The organism is Enterococcus sp. DIV1067f, assembly GCF_050543505.1.
GTDB lineage: Bacteria > Bacillota > Bacilli > Lactobacillales > Enterococcaceae > Enterococcus_D > Enterococcus_D entomosocium.
Map to the genome: position 1 here is coordinate 3,074,987 of NZ_CP172940.1, position 17,805 is coordinate 3,092,791.

Sequence of the window (17,805 nt, forward strand, 5' to 3'; positions counted from 1 at the left end):
TCCCTCCTACAATAGACTAGAATTGCTTAAACGTTTGGCAATATGATTGACTACGATCAACAATACGGAATTGATCAATGAGTTAAATAGGCCGACTGCCGCAGCAAAACTGTACTGCGCATCTAACAGCCCTTGCTGGTAAACAAAGGTCGCAATCACATTCGAGGATTGCATATTCAAAGGATTCTGCATCAAGATGATTTTTTCAAACCCAACTGACATCAAGCTGCCGAAGCTCATGATCAATAAGATCACCATCGTGGGCATGATCGTTGGAATATTGATATACCAAACGCGTTGCAGACGAGAAGCGCCATCGATCGTTGCCGCTTCGTGCAGTTGCGTATCGACTCCAGATAGAGCTGCCAGATAAATCACAGACCCCCATCCCGTTCCTTGCCAAACTCCGGACAGGACATAAATCGTTTTAAACCAACGGGGATTGGTCATAAAGCTGATCCGCTCGAAACCCAAAAATTCTAATAGGTGATTGATGATCCCTGTTGAGGGAGATAAGAAAGCAATGACCATACCAACCATGACCACCACAGCAATAAAGTTTGGGGCATAGGTGACTGTTTGGGTAATCTTTTTAAACGGGCCGTCTTTGATCTCATTCAAAGCCAATGCCAGGATGATCGGCAGCGGAAAACCGACAACCAATGAATAGATACTGATTCCTAAAGTATTTTTGATGAGTTCCCAAAAATAATAGGAATCGAAGAAACGTTGAAAATGTTTAAATCCAACCCAAGGACTGCCCAAAATCCCTAATGAAGGCATATAATCCTTGAATGCAATAATGATTCCATACATCGGTCCATAAGAGAAAATCAAAATAATCAAAAATGCTGGCAACACAAACAAGTACAATTGCCGATTTTTCTTGATCTTCATTTTTATATCTTGTTTCTTTGTTTTAGGTACTGAAACGGTTTGTCTGATTGGCGCTGTTTCCATTCTTCCTCCTCCTTGCTTGGTGTTAGCCTTATCATGGATTGTATTCGCTTTCAAATCAATGTGTATTTTTTTCCCTATGTGTCGAAACGCGAATCCCAACTGCCCCAACGTTCGGCTGACTGATATCCGACCATAAGAGGTACGGTTCGGTAGCGTTTTTATAGACTGGCAACGCTTTTTTAGTGGCTAGATCAATTAGCTCGTCTTCTTCAGTTGCGCCGATCTCTGTTAAAGGAATCTGTTCGCAAGCGCCTGCAGCGATACTGCGAAATGCAAAATGAGCCTTGCCCTCTTTTTGATAGGTCAAATGCCATTCATTTGGCCAAGCTATTGGTTTCGCCCGCGTTTCATAGATACCTTCACCATATAGCGCCAACCAATTGCCGATTTCTTCTAAGCGTTGGGTCTCTTCGAATGTAAATTCGCCATCAGGTGTTGGGCCGACACCTAAAATCAAATTCCCCCCTTTGCTGACTACCTCAATCAAGGTTTCCAGCAGTTCTTGGCTGCTCTTGAAGGTATCATTCGGCACATAGCCCCAATCATTCCCAATCGGGATATTGCTTTCCCAAACTTTTTTAGGAATTTCTGCTAATGCAGGAATTTTGCGTTCTGGTGTCACATAGTTTTCATGACGGCCACCCATCATTCGATCAACGATGATCAATTCCGGCTGTTTCTCACGTGCAATCTCAGCTAAACGATCCATTTGTAGGTCTTCTTTTCCTTGCCCGCACCAACCAGCATCTAACCAAAGAAAATCGACTTTTCCATAATTGGAAGTAATCTCTACAATCTGACGATGCACAAATGACACATAGCGCGCCCAGATATCTGGATGAAGGTGGGTGTCATAGCTGGCATGACGACCTTTGACGGTGTCATCATCCAACCAGTAAAAAGGAGAATACCAGTCAGCTTTAGAATAGTAGGCTCCTGTTGCAATCCCTGCTTCTTGAAACGCCGTAAACACTTCTTGTAAAATGTCGCGTTTAAAGGGATTCAATTTCCCGCCGATTTTAAACTCTGACTCCATTGTGTTAAACATCGAAAACCCATCATGATGCTTTGTTGTGAATAAACAGTACTTAAATCCCGCCTTCTTACAGATCTTGGCCCATTTACGGGTATCCAGCTTCTTCGGCTCAAATTGATTAATCAACTGCCAATAATCCAAACGCAGTGCTTCGATAGTTTCTCGATAGGGCTGGTTTTCTCTAGCCCATTCATCTTTTTCAGATAATTGCCATGATTCAACGATCCCCGCTTCGGCATACAGCCCATAATGGAAGATCACTCCGAATTTCAAGTCTTGAAACCATTCCAGACGCTGCTTGAGCATTTCTGTTTCTGGGACCCACGCTGCTTGCTCTCTCTCCTTGGCTTCTTCAATATCGCCGCGAATTTTTGTCATGCATTTGCACTCCTTTCTTTGTTCTAAATGTAAGCGAAAAAAAGTCCATCTAACAATATGTAACTTTTTTCACTGTGTTAAACCAAGCAAGAGCGTTTGTAAAATTTGTAACGAAAAAAGCTTTCTTCCATAAAAGCGCTAAGAGAAATAAAGCGGGTCAAACATATTTGCTGTGTTTTTCCTGTATGGGATGTGTGTTTTTTTTCATCCATGCCCACTATCCATGGATCAATGGTACGATAAGAACAACAATTAAAGCGGATACAATATGGTTATCCGTAAGAAAGTGAGGATCTTATGAAACAATCCAATGGTCTTTATCATGTTTCCTATCAAGTCGGTGAATGGCTCCTCCATTGCCTAAAATTGCAGTTTCTTTGGTTCTATTGGGTTTTGCGATACGGGATATTTTTAGGGATTTTTCCTGCCACCGCTACGATCATTCAAGCTTTTTTCGACAGTTTCCAAAAAAAGGGACGACCAGCGGCTTTGAAGTCTTGGTTCAGAACTGTCGTGAAAAAAAATTTCCGTCGCGCCAATCAATTAGGAGCCATGCAAGTGGGTTTGCTGCTTTTCTTATGGCTAGAATTGCGCATCTCTAGTACCTTTATCCAAAATAGCTTGATTCACTTTTTTTTGCTGCTATTGTTTATCAGTGCCCTTTTGATCAGCTTGTATCTGCTGCCAGTGTATTTGCGTTATGACTTGCCCCTTCTTCACTATTTTAAGCAAGCTGTAATACTGATGGTTATCAGTATTCCCCAAACGATTGCGATGATTTTGGGAATCTTAGTAACTACAATCATTTTGACTTTTTTACCGATTTTATTAGTCATCGGCTTTGTTCCTTTTTTCCTTTTTCCCAATAGTTGGTTCTCTTTTCAAGCGATCCAACGTTCAGAATCATTGCTGATAAAAGAAACTTAAGAAGGGACGTTCGTAATGAAAGACATTTTTATCCAAAGTAATGAAAATCTTGATGATTTTTTTAGTAACATACTACCGGAACTAGCGTTGCGAGAATCACCGCAAGGGCATCCATTACAGCTGATTCAACGGCCCGGTTCTCTGAAAATTTGCCATGGTCCGCTAGCAACAATCATTTACTATCAAGAAAAGGCCCATTTATTTCGGGCATTAACTTTATGGGTGCATGAAGACCGCCCAGTCTATGTCTTAGAAGAACAGCCGCATTTTGAAGCAATTGGACCAATGATCGATCTGTCCCGCAATGCAGTAATGACCGTTGAAAAACTGCAACGCTTTATTCTATTGACAAGCAAGATGGGGCTTAATCGCCTCACGCTTTATATGGAAGACACTTATGAAATTCCAGAGTATCCTTATTTTGGTCATTTACGAGGCCGTTATACACAAGGTGAGTTAAAGAAGCTTGATAGCTACGCGCAATCTATAGGTGTAACTTTGATTCCGGCGATTCAAACATTGGCACACTTAACGAATCCCTTAAAATGGGGATTTGCTAAAAACATTCGGGACACGGAAGATATTTTACTGGTGGGAGAAGAAGAAACATATACCTTTTTGGAAGCAGCGATCCGTTCGATCCGTTCGTGTTTTACGACGGATCAGCTACACATTGGCATGGATGAAGCACACCAATTGGGGAAAGGAAGATATTTGGTATTACACGGTTTAAAAGACCGTTTCTCGATTATGGCCGAACATCTGCAGCGGGTAGCTGCGCTTTGTCAAAAAGTGGGTTTTAAGCCGATGATGTGGAGCGATATGTTTTTTAGGATCGGTGCACCTACTGGTGATTATTACGATCCAGACGTGTGTTTTCCCACAGAATTGTTTGCTGACCTTCCTGCTGTCAAAATGGTTTACTGGGATTATTACCACCATGATCATGCCTCTTATCAGCGAATGTTTGCGAAACATCGGGAATTAAAACAGCCGATCGCCTTTGCTGGAGGTATCTGGACTTGGAACGGTTTGGCGCCGAACTATGGCAAGAGTTTCGCCACCATGCGTCATGCCTTGCAAGCCGCCAAAGAAAACGATGTTCAGGAAGTTTATGCCACACTTTGGGGCGACGACGGAGCCGAAACACCGCTGATTGCTGCGCTATTAGGTTTGCAATATTTCAGTGAAGCGCAGTTTGGAAACGACCTTTCGTTAGAGAATTTAACTAAAAAATTTCAGCTCTTTCACCAATCAATAGCCAAAGATTTTTTACTGCTTGATCGCTTTGATCAAACTGCAGGTGTACCAGAAAACAATCCTCACGGAGAAAACCCCAGCAAGCTGTTGCTCTACCAAGACTTGCTGTATGGCTTGTATCAAGAAAATTTAACTGATCTTTCTTTAGCATCCCACTATCAAACATTGGCTCAAGAGTTGGCCGCTGTGAAAGCAACACGGGACACACAAACGATGTTTGCCTTTTATCAACAGATGGCAGTCGTTTTGGCTAAAAAGGCCAACATTTCCCACCAAATCACCCGTGCGTATCAAAGCAAGGATCGCACCGGACTGTGCCAAGCAGTCGATGAGCTCAGTGTCTATAAATCCGCCTTGCAATCCCTTTATGAAGCCCATCGTCAAGTCTGGTTTGACTGGAATCGACCTTTCGGTTTTGAGAGTATCGATCTGCGCTACGGCGCCTTGCTGATGCGCTGCGACACGACACTCTGGCGGCTTACTGCCTTCTTGGACGGGGAGCTCGATACTTTGGAAGAATTGACTCAACCGTCCTTACCAATGGTGACCCCTTTCAGCGGCAACACTTCTGTGGGTCGCAATTTATTTCATGGAATCTATAGTGCGGGGAAAATTTCTGATGTTTAAAAGAAGGAGTGAGAAATTATGAAAACATCCTTGCTGCGCCGAACCATCATCGTGAGTTTGCTGGCTGTTGTTAGCCTATTCTTTCTCTATTTTCTAACAACCGATTCTTCTGCTCCAGTTCATGCCCAACCTTCAGAAAAACTGGAGATGACAGGTAATATTACAAGTCAAGCAGCGGCGGAGGCTTGTTTGGCAGTGCTGAAAGAAAATTTACAAGCAGCCTCTGACCAAGACGCGACAGCTTATGCCGCCACGCTCGTGGCAGCGGCGCGAGCAGAGACGACCCAAGAATTGGCTGCTTTTTTTGCAGAAGAACAGCTGCAGCACACGCTGCTTTCTTTTGAAGTCGTTAAACAAGAGACAGAATCCATGCTGGTCGCGGCGCAACAGAAAACGATCAGCCCAAAAGATTCTTCCTACCGTGATCACATCACAGAGGCTTACCATACTTTCGTTAAGGAAGCAGATGGCTGGAAAATTCAAGAAACAGTCATGACGAATACAGAATTTCTTTAAGTGAGTGAAAAAGGAGTGATTTTTAATGAGAACGTATAAGAATTGGCCTGCCAACTACCCTGATCCAAACTGGTTCCTCCATGATCGGTTTGGCTTATTCATCCATTTCGGCCTATTCAGTATTGGCGCTCGACACGAATGGTTTATGACGACAGAAAAAATTGAACCCACCACCTATCGCGAGAACTATTTTTCTCAGTTTGATCCTGATCTTTTCAACGCGGAGGAATGGGCTCAAACCGCAAAGAAGGCCGGTTTTCAATACATGGTCTTCACGACGAAACATCATGAAGGCTTTGCCCTTTGGGACACCGCGCTCAGCGACTACAAAGTAACCAACACCCCATTCAAGCGAGACCTCTTAGCAGAACTGCTGCCGGCATTTCGCAAGGTAGGCATTAAGGTCGGACTGTATCATTCGCTGATCGATTGGTATCATCCAGATTTCACGCTCGACGGCCTGCATCCGCAACGAGAGTCTATTCAAGCCCGTCAAACCAATGACCAGCGGGACATGCGCCGTTACCAAGATTTTTTGGCTGGTCAAGTCACCGAACTATTGACCAATTATGGAACCATCGATTATATGTGGTTTGATTTTCCTTATAGCCATCGAGATTGGGGATGGTCAAAAGGCAAGGGTGCCGCCGATTGGGATAGTAAGCGGATCGAAGAAATTTGCCGAAGTCTACAGCCGGAGATGTTACTGAATGACCGTTTGGATTTGGGCCGAGGGATTACCACCCCTGAGCAATTCCAACCAGACAAACCATTAGAAGCGAATGGATTGCCTTTAATATGGGAAGCGTGCCAAACGATGTACGAAACGTGGGGCTATGATCGTGATGCTCAGCACTGGAAATCCAGTGAAATGATGACCAAAATGCTGATTGACACAGTAGCAAAAGATGGGAACTTTCTCTTAAATATCGGTCCGAATGCTCGTGGAGAAATCAACTTACCAACTCGCGGCCATTTAGAAGCCATCGGTTCATGGATGCATTATCATCAGCAAGCGATTATCGGCTGTGGTGCCAGCACTTTTCAACCGCCTATTGACAGTCGTTACACCCAAAACGGGAATAAACTTTACTTGCACCTCTTCTCCTACCCCTACAAATCCTTGCATCTTCCGGGACTTGCAGGATGCGTGAAGCATATCCGTTTCTTACATGATGGCTCCGAGTTGTTTTATCGAGGATTTGATCCCGAGGAAGTTCTCACGTCAACGGAAGCCATCATCAACAAAGAGGACCTTGTTCTCAGCTTACCCGTCTGCCCCCCAGATGTGTTGGTACCAGTGGTCGAAATCACTTTAAAAGAAATATAAGCGCCTATTGCACTGTCCTAAATGAATATTTTATTGATACAAAAACATTGTCCTTACTTTCTTTACAAAAAAATGACTAGAAACTGATCGTTTCTAGTCATTTTTTATGGCTATTTTTTCAAAAAATCCCCAAATTCGCTTATACGAAAGTAGCGAGCTAGCTTGTTGAACAGGTGATGAGAACATGCAAACAAGCTGCTGGATTAATCCTTTTTTAAAGGTACTTACCACGGGATGGTCAAAGTTCCTTAGACAAATAAAGAACAAGATCGTCATTGTTACAACAAGGCACATTCATCGCACAATTCTGATTATTGAACCAAACACCAGATCCATCTGGAATATAGCCTTGTTTTACATACAGTCTCTGGGCCGATCCATAACCATTGTGTAAACCTACCCCTAATGTCACCACGGCAGCTATTTCTCGTGCCTTTTCTTCGGCTGCTTTTAAAAGCTGACTGCCTACCCCTTGTTTTTGATAAGATTCAAAAACATTAAAATCCACAATTTCTGGGTACAAGCCTTTAAATGGTCCGTGCTTTGCTAGAGGGACCAATGTCAAATACCCGGCAGTTTTGTTGTTTGTTTTGGCAAGCAAAATGTATCTCTCCCCCGCTTCTTGCTCGTTTAAATACTCCATCAAGAGCTGCTGGCGAGAAGGCCACCCTTGCTTTAAAAACATTTGATCCATTTCAAGGATATCTTTTTTCTTCAACGGTTGAATGTCTATGATCACTTATTGCTCCATTTCTCCCCTCACTCGGAGTTACGTTCATTTTATCAAAATACTATTGGCTTTTGTTTCACTTGTCGCTAAACTTATTCATCATAAAGAAAACAACAGGGATTGTCAGCGATGTGCCCTTTCACCCAATTCCTCTAACAATCAGCTAAATGTCGCTTCCCACCCATCATAAAGCTTTCGAAATGTTTCTTTTGGTCGATTTGGCTCATTATAAACTTTTTGGCTAATGGCCGTTTGGAGCCAAAAAATCGCTTGGATCACTTCACGACTAGTCTGAGCCTCAGGTACATCCGCCCAGACGGATAAAGCGATCGCCTGTGTTTGGGCAAGCTGTTCCTGTGCAACTTGTTGTCCATTGGCAAACGTCGTCAACTGGAATTCATTGCTGATTTTTTCGTAAGTTGGGTAGGTATACCCTGCCGCTTCTCCTAAGACATAATAGAAAAAATTATCATTGTGATTGATCATGGTATAGCCCTTTTCAAAAAAGACATCCGCCGGCGCCATATTCTGGTTCCAACGGGTCCAATAGGAGATTTGACAATTCTCCGTCAACGTTGTCTGCTCTTGGCGATTCAAGCGGTAAAAACCATCATTCCAGACCCGCACAACAAAGCCGAGACTTTCAACAAAGGCCGCCAGCTCATTGACATAATCAATAAAGACTTCGATTCCGCTGGCTTTTTCCCCATAGCGCTCGCGGGCAGCTTCGATCATTTGTGGAAAGTTTTCTAACTGGTCAAAATCAATAAACTCATCGGCCCCGATGTGAAAATAGGTGCTGTCTTCAAACAGTTGCGCATATTCTCGATAAACTTCCTGAATAAAGGCTACCGCTTCTGAATCCAAAATGTTCAGTGCTCGATCATCACGAGTGCCATCTGCTGTCGGCAATTGCCATTGAGGTTTTTGTGCTAGGACTTGACGCAAATGACCAGGAGAATCAAAATCAGGGATAATGGCAATTGCATGATTTCGAGCATACGCAATCAATTCACGAATTTCTTGCTTGGTCAAACATTCTTCCGAAACAATTTCTGGAAATTGCTGGGATTCAATCCGAAAGCCTTCGTTTTCCGAAAAATGAAGTTGCAGATGCGTGAATTGGAAGCAAGCCATGCTGCGGACGATTGCTTTCAAATCAGCTAGCGAATAAAATTTGCGCCCGATATCGATCATCAGACAGCGTTCTTTAAGCGCTGCTATATAGCTTTTCTGTGCTAATTGACCCGTCGCCTGATCTCGGCCATATTTGGTTAACGCGTAAAAGGCATGTTCTGGCGAGGACACACTGATTGTTTGGTTTTCAAATCGAAAATCAGCATCCAGCTGCGGATCGATCACTATTTTCGGTAACGGATCTTTCGCCGACTGCCAACCTATTTCCTCAAAAAAGACGGCTGCTCGTTGCTGAACTTTTGTCAAATCAACTTGTTTGTTCATCTCATTTTCCCCCATACTTTCAATAATTTCTCATTTTTTGGTTCATTTCACGGTATTGCCCTGGTGTCACACCCACTATTTTTCGGAACTTTCTCGTATAATTGGAAACATCATAATACCCATTGTTGCGAATAATTTCTTTGATTGGCAAATCTGTTTCAATCAGTTCCTCTTTGATTTTTTTCAGTCTTAGTTCTTGAATATATTTGGAGAAGGTTTTGCCGCTTTCTTTTTTTACAAAACGGCTGACATAAGAGACAGAAACACCAACCTCCTCTGCCACCGATTCCAAGGAGAGCTGTGAGGAATGGTAATTTTCTTGGATAAAACTGAAGATTTTCTCATTCATTTCCGACTCATCATCCAGCGGCTGTTTCTGCACCTTCGTGCAAATCTGCTGGGCAATCGTTAACAAGGCAGACTGCAATTGATTCAAGCTGTTGAAATCAGCACTTTCAGAAGCGGTATGCAGTACTTCTGCCCCCACCAATTCACCGCCGACTTGCGCGATCGTATTCAACAAGTAGTAGCCATACATTTTTTGGACACGAGGCGAAGTCTGTTTACTCTCGCCTTCTTCGATCAACCGCTGGATCGTTTCACTGGCAATCTCAATATTTCCTTGATTCAAGGCTTGGATCAATTTTAATTTTTGATTGTCTGGATAATTGATTGGCAAATGATTGGTCTCTTTGGAAAGCTCCGCATAGTAGCTGATTTGCTTGCCTTGACTCCCTTGATTTTCCAGTGCTGCCAACCCTTCGATATAGGATTCATTGATGGCGGTTAGTTGATCGACCGTCATACCGACACCCATTGTGGGTGTTAGGGAGATCGCATGGGTAATTTTTTCCGCAATGGCATCCACAATTTCTTGTTGTTCTTTGCCATCAACAAACCCTACGGTCAAGGCTAACATTTCTTTGGATAAAATTTCCGTCGCATATGCCGTATAATCCGCCTCTTTGATTTCCTCGATATAATCGATCAGAAATTTTTTATCTCCTTGCTTGGCTTTGGAATCCACAGTTTTCGTATCGATGGCGATCACAAAGTAATTTGACTTAGGAAAGCAGACATGAACCGCTTCTAAAAGCAAAGCCAGTTCTTGCTCGGACCGAAAACGTCCGCTCATTAATTTGCGCAGCACTTGCTCTCTGGCATGAGGTGTTTGCAGGCGGACTTCCTGATGCAGTTCTTGGTGCTCAACCAAAAATGCCGCCAAGGTATTATGGACATCATCCATCGAATGAAGGGTCATTTTGGGGTCCCGATGAAACTCCTGAACCAGATTTTCGATTTTGCGAATTGGGCGATAACTACGTAACCCAAGCATCACGACTGCAGTGATACCCGTAAATAATATGGCGATAAATACTAGGACGAACTGCTCTTGTACACGGTTGACCGATGCCAGCGCTTGATTCGGATTAGCAACGGCTACCACTGAAATATTCAATTCATTATTGGCAATCGCTTGAACAAAATACGTTGATTGTTCAAACCGCATTCGTCCTGTTTGAATGCCTTTTTTCATGCGTTCGGGATGATTTAAAAAGCGCGCTAACTCATCATTGGTGGTACTGGCTAATAACTGGTACTCATCATTGATAATATAGGTGTTACTGATCCCATCGTTATTGCTGAGATCAAGAATTCTCTTCAAATTGTTCTCTTTGATTTCATAGATCGCTGAGCCATAGACAGTCATCTCTTCACTTTGAATGGGAACGATATAAAAGAAACGGGAATATCGCTGCTCCTCACCGGCGCCTTCTAATGTCAACAATGTAGGCGCTGAGGAATCCAATTGTGCGGCTAACTGTTCCTGGCCCATTTCATTTTTCGGCAGTACTTTTTTCAAAAATGTGTCAAAAGAGAATGATCCTACGGTTGAATACAAGGTTGCTGGGGACTCTTTATAATATAAATAGACTTCTTCGACTAAGTCGTTGGTGATTTTGTACGTTTGCATGGCCTCTCTTGCTTCTTTGGTCAAGTAAGGATGCTGCAAATATTTCAATGAGACAACATGATCATTGGTCATTTTTTGCGTCAGATAATTCAATTGAATAAACGTATTTTCTAAAGAATATTTCAACTGAATCAATTGATTTCTAGCGGTCAGCATCACTTGTTCATTGATACTTTTGACAGATGTATCATACCAAATCCATGACACGGCTAAAAAAGGCACTAAAAACACGATTAAATAAGAGCTGATGGCACGAATGATTCCCCTAAATAGTTTTTGACGATTCAGTTCCGTGTACTTTCCCATTTGCATCACCTATTCTCTGTTATTTCGAAAGCTCAAAAACGCTTTCATTTATCGGTACTTATTTAGGAGAAAAGAATGTATGATACTCTAATAAAATACGCTTTATTTTAATAAAAAACAATGCTTTTTTACAAGTCAGCTATCAGGCTTGTATTTTCTTAACCAGTTATAACAAGCGCCCAATAAATTAGATTCATTGCCGAAACGACAGGCACAAATGTTTGGCACGATAACAGTACTAGGAATCTGCTCAGCAATCATAGCTAATCGTGCGTTTACATGTGGGATCAAGAAACGGCTCGCACTGATTCCACCGCCAATCAAGATGATTTCCGGATCAATCATATATTGCAGGCTATAGCAAGCCGCCGCCAGTTTATCGACAAAATCAGCTACTACTGGCAGACATCGCGGATCTTGTTCTTGAACCAGTGTATCAATACGCTGGCCATTGATTGTTGGGTCTCCGATACGTTTTGCTGTTTTCTCTACTAATGTTCTGGTTGACCCTGCGATGCTCCAAAGTTCCCAATCCTTCCTTTCGGTCGGAAAAAGCAGATAACCAAACTCTCCTGCTAGTAAGTGTTTGCCGCGAATCAATTGATGATCGATCATCAAGCCACCGCCAACGGATGTACCTAGGACAATTGTCGCAAAGGACGCACAATTTTGAGCGTGACCCAACCATTTTTCTGCCAATAGCGCACAGTTGCCATCATTTTCGGCAGCAACTGGACATTGGTATGTACTGCGCAAATGCTTAACCAGTCTTTTACCAAATCCTTCATAAAAAGGTGATGTCATCCCGATTTCTTGGCTTTGTGGATCAACCAGTCCCGTTGAGCTAATAGCGATGCCATCAAATGCTGCTGCATAGAATGCATCGATCTGTCGACATATACGTTGCGTGACTGTGGAATATTCCTTGTTCATAGGAAATTGAGTCAATTGTCTGCGTTCCCCTTGACTATTCACTAACCCACATTTAATAGCAGTACCGCCAATATCAATTGCTAAAATCCACATTTTCTTGACCTCACAAGGTTTTCTTTTGTCTTGCATTCAGTATACGCAACCAATGTTTTCAGCGACCATATGTATTTCTTGCAACAATATGTCAAATCCGTCCAAGCCATAAAAAAGCCCGCAACGAAAGATATCTTGCATTTAGAAAGAATATACATTGTACATACAGAGATAGCTTCTCTGCTTATTTTTTTAGCACTTGAATGATCTGGTTTAACGTTCAGCTTCACAAAAATGTTCATCATGCAAAGCTAAAAAATAGAACTATTAGATACAATGTCTGAGAATTTTATAAACAAAGGAATCAGCTACTCCCGTTTTTTCTATTAAGATAAGCTATAAACAAAAAAACCGTCACGCATAAGACATCCTCTCATGCGTGATCGGCATTCTACTTACTCATTGAATTTTAGGAATAGATCAAACAATTTTAAGAACTTAGTTGCAGACTCTTGGTGTCACAACAAAAAATCTATTCGCAGTAAACTAATTTTGTTCTGTTCTTACACTCTGGTCACTTATTGCTCATTTGATTCATAAAACCTCAATAAAGCGCTTGTGCTCGTTCAATACAATTCCTGCTCCAAATAATCCACCAACGGAACCAAGTATTTTTTATCCGTCCAATCGCAATCTTGTCCATTGGCTTCCATGAGTACCTTCGTCTGTGGGTCATAGGTGTGTGGCTCTTTTTTAGCGGCCGCTTTTCTTAACATTTTCACTAAGGTTCGATCGAAAAAGTTCATTTTGCTTTCCTGCCATTGTCCTCTTCCGTAAAAAAAGGGGATGTCCTTTAGCGGACCCGTGAGATTCTGTTCTCTGAGTTTTTTCACTACCACTTTTTCAGGAACAGAAGCTCCCGCACAAAAGATGAGTATCTCTTTGCCTTTTAGCTGATTGCTATTCTTTTTTAAAAAGGACAGTCCAGCAATACCCGAAGCATAGATTCCCCCACAGAAGATAATTGTGTCATAATCCATTACTTCAGCTATTTTGGCTTTTGGGGTTTCTAGGCAGGGAAAACCTGTTGCTTCTTGAAGCCAGTGGACATACTTTTTGACAGCGCCGTATTTCGATTGATAAACAATAATGCCATTTTTCATGAGGAATTCCTCCCTGCAGTTAGGACTGCGACCTACTTTTTGCGCCATCTATTGCCTGTTTCAAAAACATCTCGTAAGCTTTTTCCTGTTGTGCATAGATTTCATCTAGTGGAATACCAGGTGTCGTTACTGCGAAAATCGTACCGATTCCGATCGTGTAAATGAGCATATGCATGTGTAGCTGTTTGGCGGTTTCTATGCTAATATTCAAATCGGCGGCAATCCTTTGGGCTACTTGAGGATTCGTCTCCAACTGATACAGCTCTTCTAATGACGAAACATTCGCTCTTTTTTGTAAGACAAAAATTCTCAAAATTTGGGGTTCTTCTTTCGCCAATTGCAAATATGCGTGTCCGGTACTGCGAAACAGATCCTGGGTGTCACTATGGGCTTCTAAAAACTCTTGTAAAAATTGCCGTGCTCTCTGCTCTACTTCTGTCCGCAGTCCTTCCATATTGGTGCAATAACTATAAATGGGCTGGACTGAACAGCCTAACCTTTCCGCAATATTTTTTACAATCACTTGCTCCATACCGCCTTTTCGAGCAATCTCAAAAGCGGCATCAACCACCATTTCCTTTGTTATTCGTTGTTTTGGCATCCAAGTCCCTCCTTAAGCACAAGTCACATTATATAAACGATTTATATAACTCGATTATATTCTTTTGTTCCTGCGAAGTCAATCGGGTTCAAGACACTACTCCCTCACTCTTTCTATTGAATAAAGAACTGTCGGTTTCTCCCAAATCACCGTTCATAGGTTGTAAATCTTGCATTACTTCCCAGTGATTGCTGGCTCTTTTATCCGCACAAAAAAGGTACAGCCCACAGAAAAAGGCTGTACCGTTGATAATACGTATGGACTCTTTTGCACTCGAAGCTGCTAAACTTCTGGGGTGTCCTCTGGTGGTGCTTCGAGGATTGGTTCTTCCTCTTCATACAAGGAGGAAACCCGCGTATACCATTCAAACACATGGGTAATGATCACCTTGGCAGCCGCATAGACAGGAATCCCTAAAATGACCCCAACAAGACCAAACAATTTTCCTGAAGTCAAGAGGACTAACAGGATCGTGACAGGATGGATCGACAACTCATTTCCTAGAACTAATGGCGAAATCAAGCGTCCTTCAATGGTTTGCTCAATAACAAAGACGATCAGAACTTGGATCAGTAACACTGGTCCGCCGACGATTCCTAAAAAAACCGCAGGGATCATGGCCAAAAAGGAGCCTAAATAAGGGATCAAATTTAGAAATCCCGCTGCAATCCCCAGTGTGATGGCATAATCTAAGCCAATAATACTAAAGCCGATCATAAACATCACTGCGACCGCAAACGCCACTGTCAGCTGTCCCCGAATATAGGAGGATACCTGGTCATTCATTTCTTTTAAAACGATCAGTGACGGCTGGCGCATTTTGGTTGGTAAAAATTTGACAAAATAAGGGGCTAGTTTGCGGCCATCTTTCAGTAGGTAGAACAAAATAAACGGCATGGTAATGACCGCTAAAACGATCGTCGCAACGGCCCCGAAGAAACTACCTAGATTTTGAATCGTACTACGGGAAAGATTTTGGACGATATCCGTCAGAGAAGAAATCAACTTCTCATTGGAAGCTTCGATCTGATCTTGGACTTGCGAGAAGATTGGATCAGACAAGATTTCATTCACCTTATTCTCAATAATCGTCAAATACCCCGGCAGATTATCCGCAAAACTCATGGATTGCTCTTGGATCTTAGGAATGATGACCACCACCCCCCAGACAATCAGACCAACCACCAAAACAAAAAGACCAAAAATACTGTAAATTCGTTTGATTCCTTTGCGCTCCAAATAGTCAACAGTGGGATTCATCAAGTAATACAAGATCCCCGCCAAAATGATTGGCAATCCGACGATGGCTAAAAATTGCCAGACAGGCTCAAACAAATATGAAACTTTCGTGAAGAGCAGCAAAATTAAGAGAATCAATAAAATGACCAGCAAGCTGGTCACTGCTTGATTGTTTAAAAACCATTTCCAAAACCAGGAATGCGGCTTTTTCTGCGTTTCTTTCATGACATTCTTTGCCTCCTAGTTGTACGCCACTTGCATGCCGACTTCGAGGTTCGGCAAAACAGTTGGCGTTAAATAAATCGCACTTGAAAGCGGTTCTTCAGCCGGCACTTCGTCAAAGACAAAGGTCACATGCTGGATCGTTTGCAGGATTTGGTTAGCCACCGTTCCTACATATTGGACTTGATAGGTCTGATCACCAAAAGTAATCTGATCCTCTTTCTTTACGACTAACTCTTGCGAATCAGGAATCGTTTGGATGACTGAATATTCTCGCAATGTATCGGTCGCTTCTTCCCCAAAGAAGATGATCATTCTTTCTTGCGAATCGATCGCCTGTGGACCAATTTCTTTGATCGTCCCTTTTTTCATATGACAAACTCCCCTTTCTATCTTCTCGTTTATTATAACATAAAGAGTTTTTCTGCCCGCCCAAAACCGCATTCTATGGTAGAATTAAATAGGAATGAAACTATTAGGAGGTTTTTTTATGTTGCAAACGATTTATTTAGGTACGTACACTCGTCGCGAAAGTAAAGGGATCTATTCGATCGCTTTAGATACGGAAAAAGGAACACTGACCGATTTGACCTTATGCGCGGAAGAAAAAAGTCCGACTTATCTTGCCCGCAGTAAAAAAGAAGCAGTTTACAGCGTCACAGAAGTAGCTGGCAACGGCGGCGCCGCTGCTTATACCCCAGACTTTACCTTGCTGAATACCGCAACGGAAGAAGGCGCACCCCTTTGCTATGTAGCAATTGATGAAAACCGTCAGCTTTTATATGGTGCCAACTACCACAAAGGTGAAGTGAATGTTTATAAAATTCTAGAAGATGGCAGCATCGAAGCAACGGACAGCATCTACCATGATGAACCCGTCGGCTCTCATGAAAACCAAGACAAACCTCATGTCCATTATACTGACTTAACACCAGACCAACGTTTAGCAGTTTGTGACCTTGGAACGGACCGGGTCTATACTTATGATATTTCAGAAGATGGCAAACTGACAGAAGTAGCTGTCTACGTGGCAGAAGACGGAACTGGTCCTCGTCACTTAGTCTTCCATCCAAATAACCAATACGCTTACTTAGTGGGCGAATTAGACAGCTCATTGACTGTTTTACGCTACAATCAAGCAGATGGCAGTTTTGAGAAAATCCAAAAGGTGCCAACGATCCCTGCGGACTTTACGGATTTCAACAGTGGCGCTGCGGTACGTATCTCGAACGATGGACGTTTTGTTTACAGCTCAAATCGCGGTCATAATTCAATCGCTGTTTTTGAAGTAACCGATGAAGGCGCTGGCCTGGCTTTTGTTCAATCAATCTCAACAGAAGGCGACTTCCCTCGCGATTTCGATTTGGACCCGACAAACGATTATCTGGTTTGTGCCAACCAAAATTCTGATAACCTAACGTTATACAAACGCGATGAAGCCACTGGCAAATTGACTGTCTTAGAAAAAGACATCTACGCACCAGAATGTGTCTGCGTCTTATTCAAAAAATAAAGTTTTGGAGGATTCCCCCATGTTTGATAAAACACCAAAGGAACTCGTGCTCAAAGATTTTTCTAATATCTACAATAAATGTCAATCAACCTTTGAACTAGTGACGAGCCGCAAATACAATGAATCATTGGTCCTATTAACGACTGCGGAAACGTATGCGATCGCTGAAAAAGCCTATATTCGCTGCGATACTGCCAAAGAGCTGCAAACAGCGGAAGTCATTGCTTTCTTTGATGCTTTTGAGATCTATTATTTTGAATTAAAACAAGTCCTTTTTCATGATGACGATGATTTTGTTTCTTTAAAAAATCGTTTAGAAAAAATGAAAGACACTTACGAAGCATTGACAGCCTCATTTCATTTGTTATGATGAAATCAAATCAAAAGTGAAAAAGGTGACGTTATGAACCAAGAACAAGTGTTGGATCGTTTACGAGAAGAATTGGCCATGCCATTTTTCGAAGCAAAACTAGAAGACAAAGACTATTCCGAAGAAGACTATCAACAAGTCAAAGCGGATTTGGTAAAATACTTTGATGACTATGTACGTAATGTAGAAAATTAAGAAACAGCCTGCGATGATTCATTCATCGCA

The 17,805-nt window shown here is 42.3% G+C and carries 17 protein-coding genes; 7 read left to right on the top strand and 10 right to left on the bottom strand.

Annotated features, from left to right (window positions below; all coding sequences use genetic code 11):
* Positions 1-6: 6 nt before the first annotated feature.
* Together IGJ42_RS14165 and IGJ42_RS14170 are read right to left on the bottom strand one after the other, a co-directional pair.
* Positions 7-960 (bottom strand): ABC transporter permease, encoded by a 954-nt coding sequence (locus IGJ42_RS14165; protein ID WP_008379472.1) that lies wholly within the window; start codon positions 958-960, stop codon positions 7-9.
* Between the two features lie 55 nt (positions 961-1,015).
* Positions 1,016-2,374, bottom strand: a complete 1,359-nt coding sequence (locus IGJ42_RS14170) for an alpha-L-fucosidase (protein WP_429946811.1) — start codon at positions 2,372-2,374, stop codon at positions 1,016-1,018.
* A gap of 297 nt (positions 2,375-2,671) precedes the next feature.
* Between IGJ42_RS14170 and IGJ42_RS14175 the strand changes: the two genes are divergently transcribed.
* From IGJ42_RS14175 to IGJ42_RS14190, 4 genes are read left to right on the top strand one after another with little or no spacing between them, the layout of a single operon-like run.
* On the top strand, positions 2,672-3,301 hold the full coding sequence (locus IGJ42_RS14175) for a DUF624 domain-containing protein (RefSeq protein ID WP_194195209.1): 630 nt from the start codon (positions 2,672-2,674) through the stop codon (positions 3,299-3,301).
* 15 nt (positions 3,302-3,316) lie between these two features.
* Entirely contained in the window at positions 3,317-5,188 is a 1,872-nt protein-coding gene (locus IGJ42_RS14180) for a beta-N-acetylhexosaminidase (RefSeq protein ID WP_430615771.1), read from the top strand.
* A gap of 18 nt (positions 5,189-5,206) precedes the next feature.
* Positions 5,207-5,704 carry a hypothetical protein gene (locus IGJ42_RS14185; protein ID WP_101699357.1) on the top strand — a complete coding sequence of 166 codons (498 nt, stop codon included), beginning with the start codon at positions 5,207-5,209 and terminating at the stop codon, positions 5,702-5,704.
* 25 nt (positions 5,705-5,729) lie between these two features.
* On the top strand, positions 5,730-7,034 hold the full coding sequence (locus IGJ42_RS14190; protein ID WP_101699358.1) for an alpha-L-fucosidase: 1,305 nt from the start codon (positions 5,730-5,732) through the stop codon (positions 7,032-7,034).
* 238 nt (positions 7,035-7,272) lie between these two features.
* On the opposite strand, the gene IGJ42_RS14195 is transcribed toward IGJ42_RS14190, so the two are convergent.
* The 8 genes from IGJ42_RS14195 to IGJ42_RS14230 form a co-directional block, all read right to left on the bottom strand.
* Entirely contained in the window at positions 7,273-7,773 is a 501-nt protein-coding gene (locus IGJ42_RS14195) for a GNAT family N-acetyltransferase (protein WP_016621903.1), read from the bottom strand.
* Between the two features lie 150 nt (positions 7,774-7,923).
* The gene (locus tag IGJ42_RS14200; RefSeq protein ID WP_042890670.1) at positions 7,924-9,225 is read right to left on the bottom strand and encodes a family 20 glycosylhydrolase; all 1,302 of its coding nucleotides are present in this window, start codon (positions 9,223-9,225) and stop codon (positions 7,924-7,926) included.
* A gap of 19 nt (positions 9,226-9,244) precedes the next feature.
* Positions 9,245-11,512, bottom strand: a complete 2,268-nt coding sequence (locus IGJ42_RS14205) for a helix-turn-helix domain-containing protein (protein WP_008379459.1) — start codon at positions 11,510-11,512, stop codon at positions 9,245-9,247.
* 129 nt (positions 11,513-11,641) lie between these two features.
* Positions 11,642-12,568 (bottom strand): ROK family protein, encoded by a 927-nt coding sequence (locus IGJ42_RS14210; protein ID WP_429946813.1) that lies wholly within the window; start codon positions 12,566-12,568, stop codon positions 11,642-11,644.
* 530 nt (positions 12,569-13,098) lie between these two features.
* On the bottom strand, positions 13,099-13,635 hold the full coding sequence (locus IGJ42_RS14215) for a flavodoxin domain-containing protein (protein WP_008379457.1): 537 nt from the start codon (positions 13,633-13,635) through the stop codon (positions 13,099-13,101).
* Between the two features lie 19 nt (positions 13,636-13,654).
* Positions 13,655-14,236, bottom strand: a complete 582-nt coding sequence (locus IGJ42_RS14220) for a TetR/AcrR family transcriptional regulator (protein WP_086372380.1) — start codon at positions 14,234-14,236, stop codon at positions 13,655-13,657.
* 282 nt (positions 14,237-14,518) lie between these two features.
* Entirely contained in the window at positions 14,519-15,700 is a 1,182-nt protein-coding gene (locus IGJ42_RS14225; protein WP_005233743.1) for an AI-2E family transporter, read from the bottom strand.
* A 15-nt stretch (positions 15,701-15,715) separates the two neighbouring features.
* Entirely contained in the window at positions 15,716-16,069 is a 354-nt protein-coding gene (locus tag IGJ42_RS14230) for a PTS glucitol/sorbitol transporter subunit IIA (RefSeq protein ID WP_034878298.1), read from the bottom strand.
* 118 nt (positions 16,070-16,187) lie between these two features.
* Between IGJ42_RS14230 and IGJ42_RS14235 the strand changes: the two genes are divergently transcribed.
* The 3 genes from IGJ42_RS14235 to IGJ42_RS14245 are packed head-to-tail and all read left to right on the top strand — an operon-like array spanning position 16,188 to position 17,775.
* Positions 16,188-17,210 carry a lactonase family protein gene (locus tag IGJ42_RS14235; RefSeq protein WP_430615774.1) on the top strand — a complete coding sequence of 341 codons (1,023 nt, stop codon included), beginning with the start codon at positions 16,188-16,190 and terminating at the stop codon, positions 17,208-17,210.
* 19 nt (positions 17,211-17,229) lie between these two features.
* Positions 17,230-17,580 (top strand): hypothetical protein, encoded by a 351-nt coding sequence (locus IGJ42_RS14240; protein ID WP_005233740.1) that lies wholly within the window; start codon positions 17,230-17,232, stop codon positions 17,578-17,580.
* Positions 17,581-17,613: 33 nt separating this feature from the next.
* Complete coding sequence (locus IGJ42_RS14245) at positions 17,614-17,775, top strand: hypothetical protein (protein ID WP_005233739.1); 162 nt, start codon at positions 17,614-17,616, stop codon at positions 17,773-17,775.
* Positions 17,776-17,805: the final 30 nt, after the last annotated feature.